Genomic DNA, 20504 nt, shown 5'->3' with positions numbered 1-20504 from the left:
CGGTTTATCGTATATCGAATATTCTTTCAACTTCAAATTCTTCAATTCTTTTTATTTCCTGTAAATCTTCAAGCAATTTTTCTTTGTTTTTATTTGTAAGGAAAACCATTCCTCCTGATGTAGCCAAATCAACAGTTTTCGGATAAACTTGGTCATCACCGAATGAAATTCCATATCTGAAAGATTCCAAATCATCGAATGCTGATTCTACATTTGATTTGACAACATCAATGTCCTTATAGATAATTATGACTTTGATAATATAATCAGATAAAAGTTCAAGAGGTTTATCTGATTTTTCAATGCATTTTTCAGGATTTATATATGATTCGAGGGAAACTTCTGTGGAATGCTCTCCCCAGACGGTATCTACCAGAGTATACTTTTGGAAAGGACCTGATACTCTGCAGTTCATTTCAATTAAAACAGGCCCATTTTCATCAAATTTATATTCCCCATGTATTGCACCGTATTTCAAATCTAAAGCTTCGATTACCTTGTCATTATACTCTGCAAGCTGTTTGAAATAAGGATGACTTTCATCAATGGCTTCAGCATAATCATATACTGCACCTCTGCCTTCAATTACGAATTTTTCATAACGCAGTGCTGCAATTACTCTGTTATGTCCTTCGCAACATACAGAATCAATGATAAATTCTTCACCACCTATATATTCCTGTATGATAATATCCTCATCATCATCTGAAGCAATGTCAAATGACAGTTCCTTATTGATTTTGAGTGCCTCTTTTAACTCATCATCAGTTTTACAGATACACACACCCATTGTGGATTTGCCTATTGACGGCTTTACAACAACATAAGGATTATCCAGATTGGATGCAAATTCCTTTGCCTCATCAAATGATGTGATTACCTGACTTTTAATATAACGGATACCTGCTTTCTTGAGTGCTTCATGCATATGCTGCTTGCTCATCATTTTTTTAAGATTCTTAGGGTCATTTCCAGGCAGTCCCAAATCATGGGAAAGCTTGGTGGCTAAAATTATACCTTCATCACAGCCGGGAATTACTGCTATTGGATTTAATTCCCTAATCATTTCAAGTGTTTTTTCATAACTTTTATCAGCATTGATAAACTGTGGAGGCTCTTCACCGTTTAAGGCATAAACGCCATCGTGAAAAGCACGAAGCCTATCAAAATTCTCTTCAGTCTGATAAATCTCTAAGCTGATTGGATTATATCCCAGTTCTCTTATATCGTGAATATAATTTACTCCGGTTGATACCGGCTCGACAATAACAATATTTTCTTTCATCTAATCACCACCCTCTAGGAATCTTTTCAATTCTGGAATTACAACTTTTAACGCTTCAACATTAATCAGATGGTCATGTTCTACAGGAACATCTCTGATTATTAATTTTTCTGTATTTAAACAATCCTCATAACCTCCTGCCAGTCTGGAGAATAGATACTTATCCAATTTGTCACTGGCGTCGGTAGTAACCTCATTAGACTGGATGGTGGATTTGAAGTATATCACATCACCATCAAAATAACCCGGTTTATAATTGTACATTGCACTTGTGGATGCCAGCACATATGAAATCATGTCCTCCATATTTTCATGCACAGGATTTAAAACTCCGTCTTTCAGGAATTCACGAGCATATAAAATTTGATTTTCAACAATTGAGTCGATTAAATCCTCGTCCTCAACATTATACGCATCAAACAGGATCAGTTTATCCACTATTTCATTTTGATTTGTGAGTTGAATTGCCATATCCTGGGCAATGTCTCCTCCAAAACAGTAACCTCCAATATAATATGGTCCTTCAGGTTGAATAGTTTTTATGATTTCCACATATTTTGTTGCATAGTCCTCGATGCTTGCAATTTGGTTTTGCTTGTGGTTTATATTGTAAGGCTCTATAACTATAACTGAATAGTCATCCTTCAATCTTTGAGCCATATCATAGAAATATTCGCTTCCGAAGTTGATTGTGTGAATGAAGAATATTTTCTTCTTATCAGGATGATTTGAGAATACTTTGACATCATCACTGTAATCGGCAGGAGCGGATTTAACAGCTCCAGTCATATTTGCCATGAATGAATTTCCCAGATTATCCATGACCTCCCGGGTGAAACGTTCACTGTTGAATTGGAAATTGATGATTGTCTCATTATTTAATGTGCATACATTGATATTTACATCACAGCCAACATCATTTTCTCCTAAATAAAGGTGAGGTAGCTCAGGCACGTATTTGGAGTTGAACATCTTTCCAGGATTGGATTTGTTGAATTCTCCCATGTAATTAAACTTAATCAGTGGAATTTCATCCCTTTCAATACCCATCAAAACAGGATAGTCAAATCCGTTATTCGGAACCTCATCCAGTGTCATTTCAACATTTTCTATAATTTCATCATCATTTTGACCATCAAAGTCAATAATTACTGGATATGATGTATTGAGCCATCCTACGGTTCTGTCAATTAAAATGTTTTCATCAAAGTTCGCCCTTTCAGTATCTAATCTTACGGATAGGGATTTTTTGTCGAATACCTCATTCCATGATTTAAGAATCATTGACAGGAATAATGCATTACTTGAACAGGAATAGTGTTTAAGAGCATGTGTGAATAATGCTGAACTCAATTGTTTGGAGAGTTTCAATGAGAATGAATCAAATTTTCTGATTTTTGGACCAACTTCAGTGTGTTCCACATCATGTAAAACAGATAAAGTATTTTTCCAGTAATATTTTTGATTTAATACATCCTCATCATTTTTATATTTCTCAATGGCCAAGGCATAGTCCTGATAAGAGCTGGTTTTATTATACAAATCTACTTCTCTATCTTTATCTATTTGTGCATATGCCAAATTAAGGTCATTTACAATAATTCTTATGGAATCTGAATCGACAAGCAACTGATGGATACACATATAGAGATTATCGCAATTATCATCATTGAATACTACTAATTTTATCAAAGGTCCGCCGGAAATATTTATCTCATTGTTTACCTGCTCGATTTTATCATTGAATTCAATCATGTCGCAATGTTCTATTGTAAATATATTTTCATCATTTTGAGATCTTACAAAAAGCTTTCCATCCTTAAGTAGTGATCTTAACATGTCATGATGATTTACAACGGCACACATGGCCTTTTCAAGAATTTCCTCATCAATCCTTTTTGATGTTTCAAGTAAAACTGACCTGTTGAAACATGAAGGATTTTTCAGTTCCATATTAGCGAAATAAAGGGTGGATGGAGTCATATCAACAAAGCCTTCAATTGATTCCTGGCTGATGTTATTTGAAGATATCTTATATTCTGCACTTTCAGCAATGTTTTTGACACTTTGATTTTCCAGAACATCCTTAACTGAAATTTGAATGTTTGATTCCCTTAACCTGGTAATCAATTTTATAACGGCAATTGAATCTCCACCGAGTGATGAGAACTCATCATTTCGACTGACAGGTTTGTCAATATCCAAAACCTCAGAGAAAACATTTGCTATGGACTGTTCCAAAGAAGTCTTAGGAGGTTCATAATCTTTGCTTTCAGAAGAGACTTTAGGTAATTTCTGCTTATCGACCTTACCGTTGACATTTAAAGGAATTTCATCCATTTCAACTACAAATGATGGAACCATATAGCTCGGCTTGCGTTCGGATATGTAACTGCAAACAGTATCTTTGACATTGTCATCATCAAAGTCACCAGCAACATATGCCACCAGCTCATTGTTTCCGTTTTTAGAGATTGTCTGAACGGTAACATCACGGATTTGGTCAATTTCTCTTATTGTAGATTCGACCTCGGTAAGCTCCAAACGGTTTCCTCTTACTTTTACCTGACTGTCACGACGACCTACAATACCAATTGTTCCGTCAGGCAGCAGTCTTACAACATCTCCTGTGCGGTACATCACTCCATAGTCTCCGTCATCAAACGGATTTTTTATGAATGCATTTTGTGTTTCATCATCCCTGTTAAGGTATCCCTGCGCCAATTGGTGGCCTGCAATGTACAATTCACCTACAGCGCCTCTAGGAACACATCTCAACTCATTGTCCAGCACATAAATTTTTGTATTGTAATTCAATGCCCCAACTGAAGATCCGTGTATCTTATCTGAATTATTGATTGAAGACATGAATGCAAAAGCTTCAGTAGGACCATATGCGTCTACCAGCTCATAATCCGGAGGACTTTCCACGAATCCTAATTTCTCACCTGCAACAAGTAAAACATCAAGAGTAGTTTCATCAACAGTTTCTAAAAAGAGCTTACCCACCTGAGTGGTAATAAATGTATGTGTAACTCCATGTTTGATGAAATAATTGTTCATTTCAACCATGTCCAACCTTATCTCTTCAGGAATTATACTGAGACATGCTCCGGAATATAAGACCGCTCCTATTACAAAGTTGGAAACATCAAAACCAATTGCTGAAAACAATCCGTAAACATCGCCTTCAGAGAGATTATAATTCTCACTGTAGAATGCTGCAACATTCAATAAAGATTTTCTGGTGATTTTCACCCCTTTAGGAACACCTGTTGTTCCGCTGGTATACAATATGCATGACAAATCACCATATTCCACAGGCAGAGAATCAATTGATTTGACTTCCTCTTTAAGTATATCTGAAATATTCAATAAAATTGAGTCTCCTGTCAGAGATTGTGCCCTTTTAATGGTATCATCACTTACTATAACAACTTTTGCACCAGTATCTGCCAGGATAAATTGTAGACGATCATCAGGATGGGCATTATCCAACGGAACGTAAATACTGCCTGATGAGAGAATACCTAAAACAGACAATATATAATGTTCGCAACGGTCAGTCAGGAATGCCACTTTATCCTGTTTTTCCACGCCAAGACTTCTTAACAGGTTAGCAATTTTACTTGCAACATATGCTCCCTGACCAAAAGTATAAACCTTATCCTTAAATTTGACAAGGTCACTGTCAGGACATTTAGAGAGATTGTCATTGAACGAATCAAGGATGTCTTCATATTTAAGAGAGCATTCAGTTTGATTAATTTCATCTAGAAGTTTAATGTCATCTTCGCAACAATAATCTATATCGCTTAAATTTTCTTTTTCAAGGAATTGTGTTAATACTTCCTTATACACTTTAACAAATCTTAAAGCAGTGGCCTGGCTGAATTTATCTGAATGACCCACACTTACAAGATAACCGTCATCTATATCATTTACCACACAGAAGAACTCGGAAACCTTGTTTGCATAATCGCTGAATATTATTTCATCACCAATGTCTGAAACATCATTTAAATCAAAGTTATATTCAAAAATCACATCATTGGTTAAACCATAATCGCTTGCAAGCAATCTGAACGGATAGATGCTGTTGGACATTGATTCCAGAATCAAATCAGAAGTTTCACCTATATAATCTCTAATTGGCTTGTTTTTACAGTCCACTATAATCGGAATGGTTCTAACAAACATTCCTAAAGCATTCTGGCTGTAAAGTTCATGTCTTCCATGTTCTGTAAAGTTATAGTAAACTCTGTCTCCTCCTGTAAAACGGGAATAGGTATATGCAAATACTGCGTTCAGTAAACTGCTTACAGTAATACCCATATCATATGTAAGGGATTCGACACTATCCCGAATACCATGAATAGGCAACCTTACAGTTCCTTCACAACCGTCAACATCTCCCAATAAATTTTGAACGTCATCAATATCGGCAAATTCGCTTTTGAAAAATTCAATAGCGGAATCATAATCCGGCTCAAATCTTGACTCGAAAGTATCATTGCTGGCCTGAACAAAACCGTAATCGACATCTGAATTCAAGTTGGCTTTTAATGCACTGTAAAACTCCTTACTTATAATGCCATCGCATGTTGCATCGCTAATTATATGGTGCATATCATAAAATACAAATTTACCCTCATCATTATCAACAATGAAGAAACGGGCCAGATGTTCATCCAGATTAAACGGTTTTATAAGCTCTGAATAATCCTCAACATTAACCTTTTCAATTAATGGATAGCTATCGCAAACCATTAAAGGAAACTCGTCAGTATCTAAAATACGGCCCTTCAAAATAGGATGCTTACTGATTATTGAATAAATCGCATCTTCAATTTCCTCTAGGGAGTATGAGCCTGCATTGAGAATGCCATTGGAATTATAGGCAGTGCCTTTATCATGGACTTTTTCATCAAGATAAATACCCATTTGAGGTTCGGATAAACAGCAGACGATATCATCATCTTCAAATTCATATTTTTCAATTAATTCCAATTCGGATTTTATATTACCAATGAATTCAGTGAATTGATTGCCTATATAGGTTCCTTTTGCATAATCCCCAGCAAAGATATAATAACCTTCATCACGAGTTACATTGAAAGAAATACCATAGGAATCATAATCTTTTTGTTCACTATCCACCATCTTATTTTCAGACAAGAAGAAATTGACGGATTCAAACAACTCATTTCTAAATACAAATTCGGAACTTAAGAAATTGAAAGTGACCGGACAATGCTTATACTCCAATTCTTCAAGAGTATAAATTAAGGAGTAATAATTCAAACCTAAATTGTTGACTTGTTTGAAACTTCTCTTGAGACTATAAACGTCCTTCATTAAAGAGACGTTATCATATCCATTGGTAATATGTATTGGAATTGGATATTCACTTGTGAACCATCCCATAGTCCTTGATACATCGGCCAGACTTTCATCCCTACCATATGATTCTCTATTAAAGATTATGTCCCTGTCAAATGTCTTTTTATATGCACGTGCAATAGCCAGTGCCAAATGTTCCTCCTCAGACAGTTTCAGTAAGTTATCGACATCATAATTCACTTCAACATTGAACAAGAATGTGCTTGTTGTTCCCTTAATCTCTTTGTCATCCAATTTTTTATTAATTTCAATCCAATGCTGTTTTTCTTCATCTGAAATATTTTCCGCCAGCCGTTTAACATCATTTACCCAATTCTTATAAGGATATGGCCTTGTAATTTTAATTTCTTTACCTGAACCCATGTTAAAGTAGATATATGTTAAATCCACAAGCAGGATGTTCCAGCTAACCCCATCCACAAGCAAATGATGGAATACAAGGAAAAGATAAGATTCCCCGTTATAATGAACTAAATTAATATCCATCAGATGTTTTGTGACATCCAGTGAATAAATGGATTCCCTTAAAACGCTAAATCCTAATTCATTGAAACCGTCAGATATACGATGTTCCTTGATTTCACACATCCTGGTGTTTACAGGCAACAGTTCCTGAACAGGATTGTTTTCATCATCAAATCTATAAACTGCACGAAGAATATCATGAATATTAGTTAATTCGTCGAATGCATCCTGCAGGAGATCCAGATTTAATTCACGATTAGCTTTAAGTACAAACAATTGGAAATAATTATCAAGATTAATTTGATCAAAGAAATATTTCTGAATAGGCAATAAATCCACTTCACCTTCAACGGCGTCATATAAAACTGTTTCAACCTCTTCAGTGACATTCTGTGCAATCAAGTAAGGAGTTTTATAATTCAATATCTCTCTAGCAGTACAGGAAATATCGTTTTCACGAAGTAATGAAATGACACGAATTGCGGTAATGGAATCTCCACCAAGACGAACAAAATCATCAAATAAACTAACTTTCTCTTGATTAAATACGGTTTCAAACACTTCAACAATAATTTTTTCCTTTTCAGTTACAGGAGCAACATACTCAACATGCAGACTGTTTAAATCAATTTCTGGAAGTTTATGCTTGTCAACCTTACCGTTTACATTCAGCGGAATTTCATCCAATTTAACCACAAATGAAGGAACCATATAATCCGGTTTATTGTCCCCAACATAATCGCAAACCACGTCTTTTAGATTTTCATCATCAACATCGCCAGACACAACAACATAAGCCACCAATTCATTATTAGTGCCGTTTTTGATTGTTTGAACTGTGACATCATCTACTAAATCGATTTCACGTATGACTGCTTCAACTTCAGTAAGCTCAACACGATTTCCCCTGATTTTAACCTGACTGTCCCTACGGTCAATATAACCCAAAGTTCCGTCAGGCAACATCCTTACTATATCTCCAGTACGATACATTACATCATAATTTCCATCATCGAAAGGATTGGATAAAAATCTTTTAACGGTTTCTTCTTCACGGTTGAGATAACCGTCAGCTATTTGATTCCCCGCCAGATACAGTTCACCGACCGCACCTACCGGAACCCGCCTGAATTCATCATCCAAAATGTATGCTTTGATGTTATCCAGTAAATAACCGACTGAAGAGTAATCAATCTTTTCATCAACATCAATAGATGTTACATCAACACAAGCCTCAGAAGGACCATATGAATCAATGAAGCGATAATCAACATCTATTTCACCATCACCTAATTTTTCACCACCGGTAGTTAAAACTTTCAGTGAAGTCTTATCAATCTGACTGATGAAGAGTTTTGCAACCTGTGTGGAAATTTCTGTATGAGTTACATTGAATCTGATGAAATAATCATTCATTGCATTCATGTCCAATTTAATCTCACTTGGAATTATAACCAAAGGAGCGCCGGCGCAAATTGATGGGAAAATAGCTTTCATAGCCACATCAAAACCAATTGATGCGAACAATGCATAAACATCATCTTTTGTAAGATCATATTTTCTCACATAAAACTCAGATAGGTTCAATATTGATTTTCTTGTGATTTTAACACCTTTCGGAGTGCCTGTAGTACCGCTGGTATATAAAATACAGTTCAAATCACCATACTCCACAGGCAATAGGTCAAGAGAACCGATATCGTGTTTAAGAATATCTGAAATATTCACAAGAACACAGTCTTCTGCCAAATCCTTTGCCCTTTCATAAGTGCCGTCGCTTACAATTAAAACTTTGGCATCAGTATCTTCCAGAATGAACTGTATACGACTGTCGGGATGAGCATCATCCAACGGAACATAAACTGCACCTGCAGACAGGATACCCAATACACAAAACATGTATGCTTCTGAACGATCAACCAGGAAACCCACATTATCCTGTGACTTTACACCTAACTTCGCTAACCTGTCTCTAACCTCATTGGCAATGTATGCTCCTTCGGCGTAGGTATAGCTAACATCCTTATAGTGCACGAGATAATTTTCAGGATATCTGGAAAGATTTTCATTGAATGCATCAAGAATATCATCATGCTTCAAGGAACGTTCAGTATTGTTAATTGAATTCAGAAGCATTATATCATCATCTGAGACATATTCAATGTCACTTAGATTTTCACATTCTAAAAACTGAGTTAAAACCTCTTTAAACACTTTTACAAATCTTTCAATTGTATCTTGGCTAAATTTATCAAAATAGCTTACATTCACCAAATAACCGTCATCAAGGTCATAGATAACACATGACAATTCAGAAACATAATCAGTTTCATCACTGAATATTATTTCATCACCAATATCTGAAACATCATTCAAATCATAGTTATATTCGAAATTAACATCATTTTTTAAATCAAATTCACTTGCTATTAATCTGAACGGATAAATACCGTTGGACATTGATTCCAAAATCAAATCTGAAGTGTCAATTAGATAATCCTTAATCGGCCTGTTTTCACAGTCCACCAAAATTGGAATTGTGCGTGCAAACATGCTTACCGCTTCTTGAGCATAAGTTTCATGACGCCCATTTTCAATAAACGTATAATAAACATTATTGTCTCCCGTGAATCTTGAATATGCATATGCAAATGCAGCATTCAGGAAATTACTGACGGTAATTCCGTTTTCATGTGCAAATGATTTAACCTTATCACGAACACCCCTGATTGGAAGTATTACACTACCGCTGGAAGCATTGACATCGGTTTCCATAGTCTGCACATCATCGATTTCAGCAAATTTCTCCTCATAGAATTTTTTGGCAGATTCATATTTCAAGTTAAATTCGGCTTCGAAGGAATCCCTACTTGCATACAGGAATCCATAATCAATATCATTATCAAGATTTCCTTTCAATGCAATTGCCAAATCACGGTCAATGAGTGATTTTGTTGTCGCATCCCCAATAATATGATGCATTCCATAATTTATATCAATTCCATCTTCTTTTTCTACTATATAGAATCTTACTAAAGATTTTTCCAAATCAAACGGCTTAACAAGTTCTGAAGAATCGAAATTTTCATTTTTGGTAAAAATATCAATCTGAGGATTTGAATCACATATCAATAAAGGCAAAACATCCGTTTCAATTATGCGGCCTTTCAAAATAGGATGCTTTTCTATTAAACTGCAAATTGCATCCTTAACCTCACCAATAGAATAATCATTTCCACATTCATAAGTTATCAGTGCATAATATGCTATATCCTTATCATTTATCTTTTCATCCAAATATACACCAATTTGAGGTTCTGACAGACAACAAACAATGTCATTATCTTCAAAATTAAATCCAGCAATCAAATCCAATTCATATGTGAGATTTACAATGAATCTATTGAATTTATCTGAAATATATGTTTCATCAGCATAATTTCCTTCAATGAAATATGATGCAGTTTCACGATAAACGTTGAAAATCATTCCATGACAATCTCCACTGGCTTTTTGAATATCTACATCATCACTGGACAAATCCCTCTCCAAAGATTCGAACAATTCGTTTTTAAAGAGAAACTCAGTGCTTAAGAAATTAAATTTAACCGGACAGTGCTTATATTCGAATTCGTTGAAATCATAGATTAATGAAGTGTAGTTTAATCCAAAATGATTTACATTTTTAACGGCCTTTTTAACAGCATATACATCCTTAACTAATGAAATATTGTCATTTTCAGCATGAGCATCAATCGTAATTGGATACAAACTTGTAAACCATCCGACAGTTCCGGTGAGATCTGCAATGCTTTCATCACGTCCGTGAGACTCATTAGTGAATGTCATTTCCTCACCGTAAGTCTTCTTATATGCTCTTGACATAGCCAGTATCCAATACTCCATTTCAGACAGCATTAAAAGATTATCCGGATCATATTTTACATCCAAATTAAATTCAAATCTGTTTACAGGTCCTTTAATATCAAATTCATCCAGGGAATCATTAATTTCAATCCAATATTGTTTTTCATCATCAGAAATCTCATCGCCCAGAGCCTTTACATCACTAATCCAATTTTTATACGGATACGGTTTTTTGAGTTTAACATCGTTTCCTTCTTCCAGACTGATGTAAATATCAGTAAAGTCATTAATAAGAATGTTCCAGCTTACACCGTCAACAATCAGGTGATGGATGACCATTGAAACATAAGAACATCCATCATGATGAATCAGATTAACGTCCATCAGTTTATTTGAAATATCCAGTGACTCTTTGGACTGCAGAAGAGTTGCATTCAATTTTTGTGAAAAGTCATCATCAAAGGTCATCTCACCAATATCACAAATATGGGAATTTAAAGGTAAAATTTCCTGAACAGGATTATTGTCCTCATCAAACCTGTAAACCGCCCTAAGCATGTCATGATGATCAGTTAACTTATCAAAAGCCTTTTGTAAAGTATTGAAATCCAATTTCCTATTGGATTTTAGGACAAATTCCTGTGAGTAATCATCCTCTTTTACCTGGTCGAAGAAGTAATTCTGTATAGGCAACAAATCTAACTCGCCTTCCACTGCATCATAAGATACTTCCTCAACATCACCACTATATTGGGCAATCAGGTAAGGTGTTTTATAATTCAGAATATCCCTTGCATTCAAATGCAAATTATTCTTTTGCAGCAGCGAAATGATTCGAATGACAGTAATTGAATCACCACCAAGGCTAATGAAGTCATCGTGAATACCTATCTTTTCCTGATTGAAGACCTTTTCAAAGGCTTCAACAATCATTTTTTCCGCTTCATTTGTTGGGGCGGCATATTCTGTTTTAAGACTGTCCACTTCCACTTCCGGCAAAGCCTTTTTATCAACTTTTCCATTGACATTTAAAGGAATTTCATCCAATGGAACAATGAATGAAGGAATCATATAATCCGGCTTGCGTTCATTTATATAATCAGAAATATACTCTTTGAAATTATCCAATTGATCAGATATGACTACATACGCAACCAATTCATTATTGGCACCATTCTTAAATGTCTGTACAGTTACATCATCAACAATATCAATGCTTCTTATTATTGATTCCACTTCTGAAAGTTCCAAACGATTTCCTCTGACTTTTACCTGCCTGTCACGACGTCCTACTATTCCCAAAGAGCCATCAGGTAAAAATCTGACAAGGTCCCCAGTTCGATACATTACAGAGTAATTTTCATCATCTTCAAAAGGATTTTCAATAAATGAATTCTTTGTCTCCTCATCACGTTTCAGGTATCCGTCAGCAACCTGATATCCTGCCAGGTAAAGCTCTCCAATAGCTCCTACAGGCAGTCTTCTCAACTCATCATCCAAAACGTAAGCTTTAATATTGTCAAATAAATGTCCGATTGATGAAAAGTCAACTTTGGAATTTACATCAATACTTGTAACATCGATGAATGTTTCTGTAGGTCCATAAGAGTCTACAAAACGATAATCAGGATCTATATCTATTTCACCCAACTTTTCTCCGCCTGTGCACAAGACCTTTAGAGGAATATCGCTATTTTGGGCTATGAATAATTTGGCAACCTGTGCCGGAAGATGAGAATAGGTGATTCCGTATCTGATAAAGTGCCTGTTCATGGCATCCATATCCAATTTGACATCGTCCGGAATTATGTTTACGCAAGCTCCCGCATAGATTGAAGAGAATATTGCTTCCATGGACACGTCAAAACCTATTGAAGCAAACTGTGCAAAAATGTCATTTTCAGATAAGACATATTTTTTTATGAAAAATTGAGAAAAGTTTACAACAGATTTTCGTGTAATTTTTACACCTTTAGGAACACCTGTAGTTCCGCTTGTATATAAAATGCAAGCTAAATCTCCAAAAACAGCCGGCAGATTTGACAATGTGCCTTTTTGTGAAACAACATCAGAAATATTCAATATAACCTGATTTTCACATAAATCCTTTGCACGTTCATATGTACTGTCACTGGCAATGATGACTTCAACTTCAGTGTCTTCAAGGATAAATTGCAGACGGTCATCAGGATGAGCATCATCAAGAGGAACATAAACCGCACCTATTGAGAGAATACCTAAAATATTAAAAAGATACAATTCACTTCTTTCAACTAAAAATGCCACATAGTCCTGTTTTTTAACGCCCAATCCAGTTAATGATTTTGCTATCTTATCTGCGAAAAATGCGCATTCAGAATAGGTATATGAATTCTCCCCATACGCCACAAGAGGATTATCGGGATATCTTAAAAGATTACTGTTGAAAGCATCCAGAATATCATCATATCTTAAATCACTTTCAGTGTTATTATATGAATCAAGCAATGTCAAGTCAGATTGGGAAGTGAAATTAATTTCAGATAATGAAGTGGCATTTATCATTTCACTTAAAATCAATTTGTAGGATTCGACAAATCGGGAAATAAACTCTTTGGAGAATTTTTCTGAATATAAAATTCTTATTCCGAATTCATCTTCTTCACGATTGAAAATGAAAAACGAAAAATCCCTTTGTATGTCATGTTTTAACTCGGTAACCTCATTTTTAAAGATATCATGCGAATACTGGAAGAATACATTAGTGTTTATATCGTATTCATTGGCCAATACCTGGAACGGATACAAATCATATTTCATGACGGAATTGATTAAACCGGAAGAATATTTGAGAAATTCATCAATATTCTGATTTGTGCAGTCCATCAAAATAGGTAATGTTTTGACAAACATTCCAACAGACCTGGACAGATCAATGTGACCCCTGCCGTCAACAAGAATATTGAACAAGACTTTTAACGAACCTGTATATCTGGATAAAGTATATGCAAAGACGCTTGCAAAAAACTGATTATATGTAAGGGAATTATTTTTTAAAAATGAATATACTGCATCATTATCTATTTTAAATGTGTTAATGAATTCAAACTCATCGTCACAGTCAACGGACGGCATTAGCTCATAGACTTCATCCCTATCGGCCAGCATTTCATCGAAGAACTTTTGAGCATCACTGAAATACTGCTGATTCAAGTTTTCCTCAAATGAAACCTGTCTTAAGATTCCATTGTCTGTAAAATCAGCATCTTCATTATTTAAAATTGAAAATAATGTGTTTAAAAGTACATTTAATGATGATCCGTCAAAAATCAAATGATGAATGTCAAAACATAGACTGACACTATCATTATTTTCAACTATCATGAATCTGGACAAATTCCGGTCAAATTCAAAAGGTCTGACAAATGATTCTATGTCATCTTCACAACCCCTGATGATTTCCGGCTCTCCATCGAAAACGCATATCGGCATTTCCCCATCACCTGACAGAACACGGGTCTTTAAAATAGGATGTAAATCGAATAATTTTTTCAATGCATTTTCAATTTCACTGCAGGAGTAATCTTTATTGAAGTCTATTTTGAAAGAGTTGTTATATCCGGTTCCCATTTCGTTTACCATTTCATCCAAATAAATGTTGAATTGGGATTTGGATAACCGGCACCCATCTTCGAATAATAAATCCTCATCATCAACTGCCAAATTATTTGAATTGAGTTTAATGTGATTGGATATATTCAATGGAGTGGAAAGTTCTATTATTTCATTTGATGATAAGCTGACATCGAGTTTTTCCTTTAGGATTAATTGCAGCTGCATTGCAGATAGTGAATTTCCACCTAAAGCCACGAATCCGTCATCCACCAAAACAGATTCTGCTTTTAAAATCTTTTTGAATGCATCCACAACAGTCAGAAGCACTTCATCATTTATTTCCAGGCTTTCATTGTTTTTTGATGTTTTTTTCAATGCGGATTTGTCGATTTTACCATTTGCGTTTAAAGGAATTTCATCCAATTCAAGGAACAGTGAAGGAATCATGTATGCTGGAAGTTCGCTTTTTAATGCGTTTTTTACCTCGGCAATGTCCACATTATCAGAACTTGTATAATATGCGGTCAATGTGTCATTTTCAACATCCAGACAAATCTCAGAGATTGCATCAAAGCCGTTCATGATTCTTAGGATTTCACCTGACTCTATACGAAATCCTCTGACGGACAGCTGGTCATCGTTTCTGCCGATGATTTCAATTTCACCGTCAAAATTATAAAATGCAAGGTCTCCTGTATAGTACATTTTCCTGTTGTCATCACAGTCGCTGTGTGGATTGTCAATGAAAACTTTGTCTGTTAAATCATCACGATTAAAGTAACCGTCAGTTAAAAAGTTACGGGAAATATGAAGATAACCCGGAACGCCAACAGGAACAGGATTCTTATTTTCATCCAAAATATAGGCCCATGTATTTGCAATTGGCTTACCTACAGGTATGGAATCCTTATTGAGGTCTAAAATACCTGCAATGGCATAGGATGTTTCTGTGGTACCGAAGAAGTTCACCAGCGTTATGCCATTTTCCTTTTCAGGCAGATATTCCAATTTGGCTCCGGTAAACATCATGTATTTTAAATTGATTTCCGGATTTTCCAGAATTGAAAGACCTAACCCCGGAGGCAATAGCAGGTCATTTAAAGGTTGATTTTTAAGTGCATCAATAAACATCAAGCTGTCATTTCGCTCTTCGTCATTGTATATTCTGCATGTTTCACCGTAATGCAATGCAATATAGATTCTGAAGGATGCTCCGAAACTGAAACTGTTATAACAACCTGTTACGTCTCCCGGTGAAGAGTTGCACAGGCTTTTCATACCGACCCCAACACCAGTGAGAACCCTGTTGGAAATCATCACTCCCTTTGGAAGGCCGGTAGTACCTGATGTGAACATTATTGAGAAGAGATCATCACAGTTTCCCCTGATATCCACATCAACATCCAAATCATATTTTAAATCTTCAATACAGATTACACTGACATCAAAATCAAAGATGTCTGCCAGCTGCCTTGTTGTTATAATGCAATCTGATTGGCCGATAGTCATCATGTGTTCTATACGCCTTAACGGATAATCTGTGTCGATCGGTATGAAAGCAACACCAATCTTGTTTAATGCCAACACAATCTCCGGAAAATGGTAATTTCGAGGAAGCATCAAACCTACACAGTCTCCCAATTCCAGATTATAATTTCTGCTCAAATCATATGCAAGGGAATTGCTTGAAGATTCCAGCTGAGAATAAGTGATTTGATTTACACCATCGTCAACGGCAATGATTTCAGGATATTTCACAGAGTTTTCACGAAACGCCATTGCGAATGTCTTGTTTAAATCCACATCTATGGATTCACCTTTGCTAAATTCGGAAATCAAATTCTTTTCATTGTCCGATAGAATATCCACATCACTGCAGCACTGATTGAAATCATCCATAACATGGAAAATCAATGATTTGATATTTTCTGCCATATGTTCAATGTAAACATCTGAAAACGCACTCTCATTATAAACCAGGTCAATATAATCACGATAGATATTGATGGTTAAGGCATCTCCCCTACCGTTTATTAAAGAGGCATTTTCCAAATTTGAGAAATCGTTTACGGCATAAAATGATAATTTTTCACTCAAATAGTTATCGATAGGGATTTTGGTGTTTTCAAGTGAAAAAGAATATTCGAAGGAGACTCTATCTAAATAGTCCCTGAATGAATTTTTCCCATCATATTTAATTTTCAATAATGTTTTCTTATCAATTCCAGTCTCTTCAGGCACATTTGCCATCAGAAGGCATCCTTCAGTCCTGTCGACCCTTGAAAGGTATAATGAGAATATTGCGGTTAAAAATTCGAATTTGGAAACATCACTTTCATTTAAAAATTCTGAGATTGCGGAGTCTTTGAGAGGAATTCTGAAATTTTTATATTTATCCGATTTGATGTTGAAAAACTTAACATACTCATTTGCATCTGAAATATAATTTTTCCAATAGGCGGAATCTCTTTTGAAGTCATCAGATTTCAAATAGAGATTCATCTGTCTATAATCTTGTAGAATGTTATCAATGAAAGGGCTATCGGAATCATCAAATAGGCTTGTAAGTTGATTTATAGATGAATGATTGAATATTAAGGAATGTATGATTGCCAATACAGTTAGTTTACTGTTATTTTTCACAACTAAAAATTTGTATAGTGGAACATTGATGATATCTTCAAATCCAAAGGCGAAAAACGAATCAAACATCTCACTAATGTCACTTTGGGTTTTATTGGAAACATCAACATAGTCGTATATTGCCCCGTCTTCAATTTTCGAATAAATTTCATGATTTTCATCAATACGCCAAGATAACTCATCTGAAATCTTTTTAAATAGATTGTCCAACTGCTCTTTACTTAACAAATCAACATCGAATTTAAATTTAATATCATGACCCTTCATTTTACACATTCCCAAATATTTAATATAATTAAATATATATTAAACAAGTATAAAAAAAATATCAAAAAAGTTGATTAAAACTTAATAATGTCCAAAATATCTAATTTTTTCACTGGCGATTCTAGAAGCAAAATGACCTGATGACTTGATTGAACTTCCATTTATTCTTTTTGAAACGTAAGCCGCCATGTAAGTATCTCCACATCCTGTTGTGTCAACAACACTATCGCAGAAAACCGCATCGATTTTGATTTCATCACCATCAATGATTCTTGAGCCATGACTTCCATTGGTTATGACAATCTCATCTACATCACTTACTTCACCAATGATTGTTGATTCCGCTTCATCCATAAATATTGAAGAAACACCTGATAAAATAGTAGGCAAATCATCGAAGTAATCTAATTTAAGAGTGTAATTTTCATTTACTTTCACGTCTGGAAGTCTTAAAAAACCCTGCACCGACATGAATATCGGAACGTCAAAACCTTTCAGAAATTCAATAGTTTCAAGTGGAAAATCATGCCTGTTCAATGGATTTAAAACAAAACCATCTATCTTTTCCGGTAAAATGTCCTTCAAATCAGAAGGCAATATTGGAATATCTGCAAAGTTGCTCAACTGCTGGCGGACATCAAGATTGTCTTCAAAAGGATATTTATTAATAAAAAAATGAGTGCAATTCTTTTTGATTACTTTAACTTTAGACAAATCCGGAAAATCATCGACTAAAGCTTCATCACCGCAATTAACAATGGCCAGATAATCATTGTAGAACTTATCAAAGACAAATGACTGGAAATAAGTTGCACCACCTACCTTATATGATTCACTATCGCCAATAATTACCAAATCATTAGTTACAGGACCAATAACCACTAATGTCATATTCTGCCTCAGTCGAATTCAATTGTTATATCAACAACATGATATCTGTTTGAAATGTTGTAAATCTGTTTTTTAATCTCATCAAGGTCCTGACCGAAATCCACATTGACCTTCAATGTCATCACAGAATCAATTCCATCCAGAGACCATATGTGAAAATCATCAATTGCCTTGACACCATCAACATCCATAATAGCACTTTTGAATTCATCCACATCAAAATAATCCGGTGTTTTTTGAAGCAAAACCTCAACGGATTTGTACAGGTTTCTTCCAAGGTTGAATATCAGCCATATGGCTATTCCTATTGACACGAACGGATCAAGGTATGGTGCCCCGTCCCAGAACATCAGTACAAGACTCAGTACTAAAATTGCAAGCCATTCAAAAATGTCTCCAAGCTGATGGAAAAATATTGCCTTTTCGTTGAATGTCTCGCTGTCATGTAGACGGTGAACTGAAATGACTTTAAAAACTAAACCTATAATAGCTACAATAAGCATTCCGCCGGCATCCACCTCTTCAGGAGCAAACAGCCTTGGAATAGCTTCTGAAAGAATAACAAAAGCCATTATAATCACAAAAATTGATATTATGACTGCGCCCAAAATGGAAAACCTCTGATAACCATAGGAATAATTGTCTGTAGATTCTTTTTGGGCAACATGCTCTAAAAACCATGCAACAGCAATTGAAATGGTATCGGACAGGTCATGGATAAAATCCGCAAGTATTGCCATACTATTGGTTGCCAGTGCCCCGACAACAACAATTATATTAAAAGCCAAATTCATAAAAAAAACAAAAGCTAAGTTTTCACCTGCTTTCTTGTGATGATGATGCGTGTCAATTCTCATATCTCATATTTTGTTTAAATCATTATAAATAATTTTATCAAAATTTAAAATTAGAATTTTAAAGTTAGATTTATATAATTTAAAAAATATAAATTAATTAGTGATTTAAATGGCATCAATAGTTGGTTCAACAATATTTTCTCATATTTTACCAGTAGTTTTAGGATTTTTCTCAATACTGTTATTAATATCCGGATCTTTGGATGAAGACAAACCTAAACTAGGATTAGGTATCGCATTATTTATTATTGCATGCATTTTCCCATATATTGTGCTGCATGTTTTAGTCTAGGATTTTAACTTCACCTGAATGTAGGCTTGTGCCTATCAACACTTTTTTTATTCCAAGAGATTCCAACTCACCAATGGAATTTTTATTTAAACCGCCAGCTATTATTAATTTTTCTTTGAATTCGGCAAATTCATCTAAAAGCTCTTTGTTATATCCTTTTTCAGTACCGACCCCACTTATGTCCAAAAGAATGATATCGTTTGGGTCAAGTTCCTTTAGGATTTCTTTAAATTCAGCAAGATCCATATCAAAATTCTTTGCAAGCAGTTCGTTGTTTTTAACATCAACACTTACAACTATTCTTTCCTTTGGATATTTTGCAAATATCTTTCTCATCTCATCGATGCTTTCAAGTGTTTCTGTCGGAATGATTATCTTGTATGCATAGTCAAGGAAGAATTCGAATCCTTCCATGTTCTTTACACCACCGTCAAAAATTACAGGAAGTATTGAATTGACCATCTTGATGTCTGTGATGTTGTGGCCCTGAGATTCAATAAGATCCAAATCCGCAATGTACATTTCACTGGCGCCGTTCAATTTCAGACCCTGCGCTATTTCAACAGGATTGGAAGATGGTGCAAAAACAGTCTGTAAAGGTTTATAGGTGTCTCTCATACCAGACTTTCCGCTAACGGCCTGATGCTGTTTTAAATCAATGACAGGAATTTTTTTAATCATAATAATAGATTGTAAAAAGAAGTATTAAAACTTAAAGGAGGGAGAAGAACTGACGTGTTATTCAGCCCCTCTCTAATAATAAAAATAATGATCAATTTAAGATTAATAACAAGTATGTTATAAACCCTCTATTTAATAGGTTAACTTACCTAGTATTTAAATGTTACTATAATTTAAAAAAATTAAAGTAAACTTGAATATATAATTTTTAAAAGTTATAATAAAATATTAAACATAAATCAATAACTATAAATTAATA

At 34.9% G+C, this 20504-nt stretch carries 6 protein-coding genes; 1 reads left to right on the top strand and 5 read right to left on the bottom strand.

Translation table 11 applies throughout. The features are described 5' to 3' along the window. Window positions 1-4: 4 nt before the first annotated feature. The 4 genes from ACKI2P_RS03155 to ACKI2P_RS03140 all read right to left on the bottom strand — a co-directional run bounded on the left by ACKI2P_RS03155 (window position 5) and on the right by ACKI2P_RS03140 (window position 19272). Window positions 5-1285, bottom strand: a complete 1281-nt coding sequence (locus ACKI2P_RS03155) for an ATP-grasp domain-containing protein (protein ID WP_407374931.1) — start codon at window positions 1283-1285, stop codon at window positions 5-7. After that, complete coding sequence (locus ACKI2P_RS03150; RefSeq protein WP_407374929.1) at window positions 1286-17533, bottom strand: amino acid adenylation domain-containing protein; 16248 nt, start codon at window positions 17531-17533, stop codon at window positions 1286-1288. 72 nt (window positions 17534-17605) lie between these two features. Next, entirely contained in the window at window positions 17606-18415 is an 810-nt protein-coding gene (locus tag ACKI2P_RS03145; protein WP_407374927.1) for a PfkB family carbohydrate kinase, read from the bottom strand. Window positions 18416-18423: 8 nt separating this feature from the next. Continuing rightward, the gene (locus tag ACKI2P_RS03140; protein ID WP_407374925.1) at window positions 18424-19272 is read right to left on the bottom strand and encodes a cation diffusion facilitator family transporter; all 849 of its coding nucleotides are present in this window, start codon (window positions 19270-19272) and stop codon (window positions 18424-18426) included. Between the two features lie 109 nt (window positions 19273-19381). Here ACKI2P_RS03140 and ACKI2P_RS03135 point away from each other — a divergent pair, with 109 nt between their 5' ends. Then, window positions 19382-19564, top strand: coding sequence for a hypothetical protein (locus ACKI2P_RS03135; RefSeq protein ID WP_407374924.1), 183 nt, complete (start codon window positions 19382-19384; stop codon window positions 19562-19564). Here the strand turns inward: ACKI2P_RS03135 and ACKI2P_RS03130 are convergent. Beyond that, entirely contained in the window at window positions 19556-20245 is a 690-nt protein-coding gene (locus ACKI2P_RS03130; protein WP_407374923.1) for a HisA/HisF family protein, read from the bottom strand. The genes ACKI2P_RS03135 and ACKI2P_RS03130 overlap by 9 nt on opposite strands. Between the last annotated feature and the right edge of the window lie 259 nt (window positions 20246-20504).

This window comes from Methanobrevibacter sp. (assembly GCF_045541095.1).
Taxonomy (GTDB): Archaea; Methanobacteriota; Methanobacteria; order Methanobacteriales; family Methanobacteriaceae; genus Methanocatella.
The sequence above is the reverse complement of the archived record's forward strand: the minus strand, read 5'-3'. Positions and strand labels throughout refer to the sequence as shown.

What these genes read in the sequence shown, in the direction of transcription:
- ACKI2P_RS03155 (WP_407374931.1), bottom strand. Translation starts at nt 1,285, where the DNA reads ATGAAAGAAAATATTGTTATTGTCGAGCCGGTATCAACCGGAGTAAAT.
- ACKI2P_RS03150 (WP_407374929.1), bottom strand. Translation starts at nt 17,533, where the DNA reads ATGTGTAAAATGAAGGGTCATGATATTAAATTTAAATTCGATGTTGAT.
- ACKI2P_RS03145 (WP_407374927.1), bottom strand. Translation starts at nt 18,415, where the DNA reads ATGACATTAGTGGTTATTGGTCCTGTAACTAATGATTTGGTAATTATT.
- ACKI2P_RS03140 (WP_407374925.1), bottom strand. Translation starts at nt 19,272, where the DNA reads ATGAGAATTGACACGCATCATCATCACAAGAAAGCAGGTGAAAACTTA.
- ACKI2P_RS03135 (WP_407374924.1), top strand. Translation starts at nt 19,382, where the DNA reads ATGGCATCAATAGTTGGTTCAACAATATTTTCTCATATTTTACCAGTA.
- ACKI2P_RS03130 (WP_407374923.1), bottom strand. Translation starts at nt 20,245, where the DNA reads ATGATTAAAAAAATTCCTGTCATTGATTTAAAACAGCATCAGGCCGTT.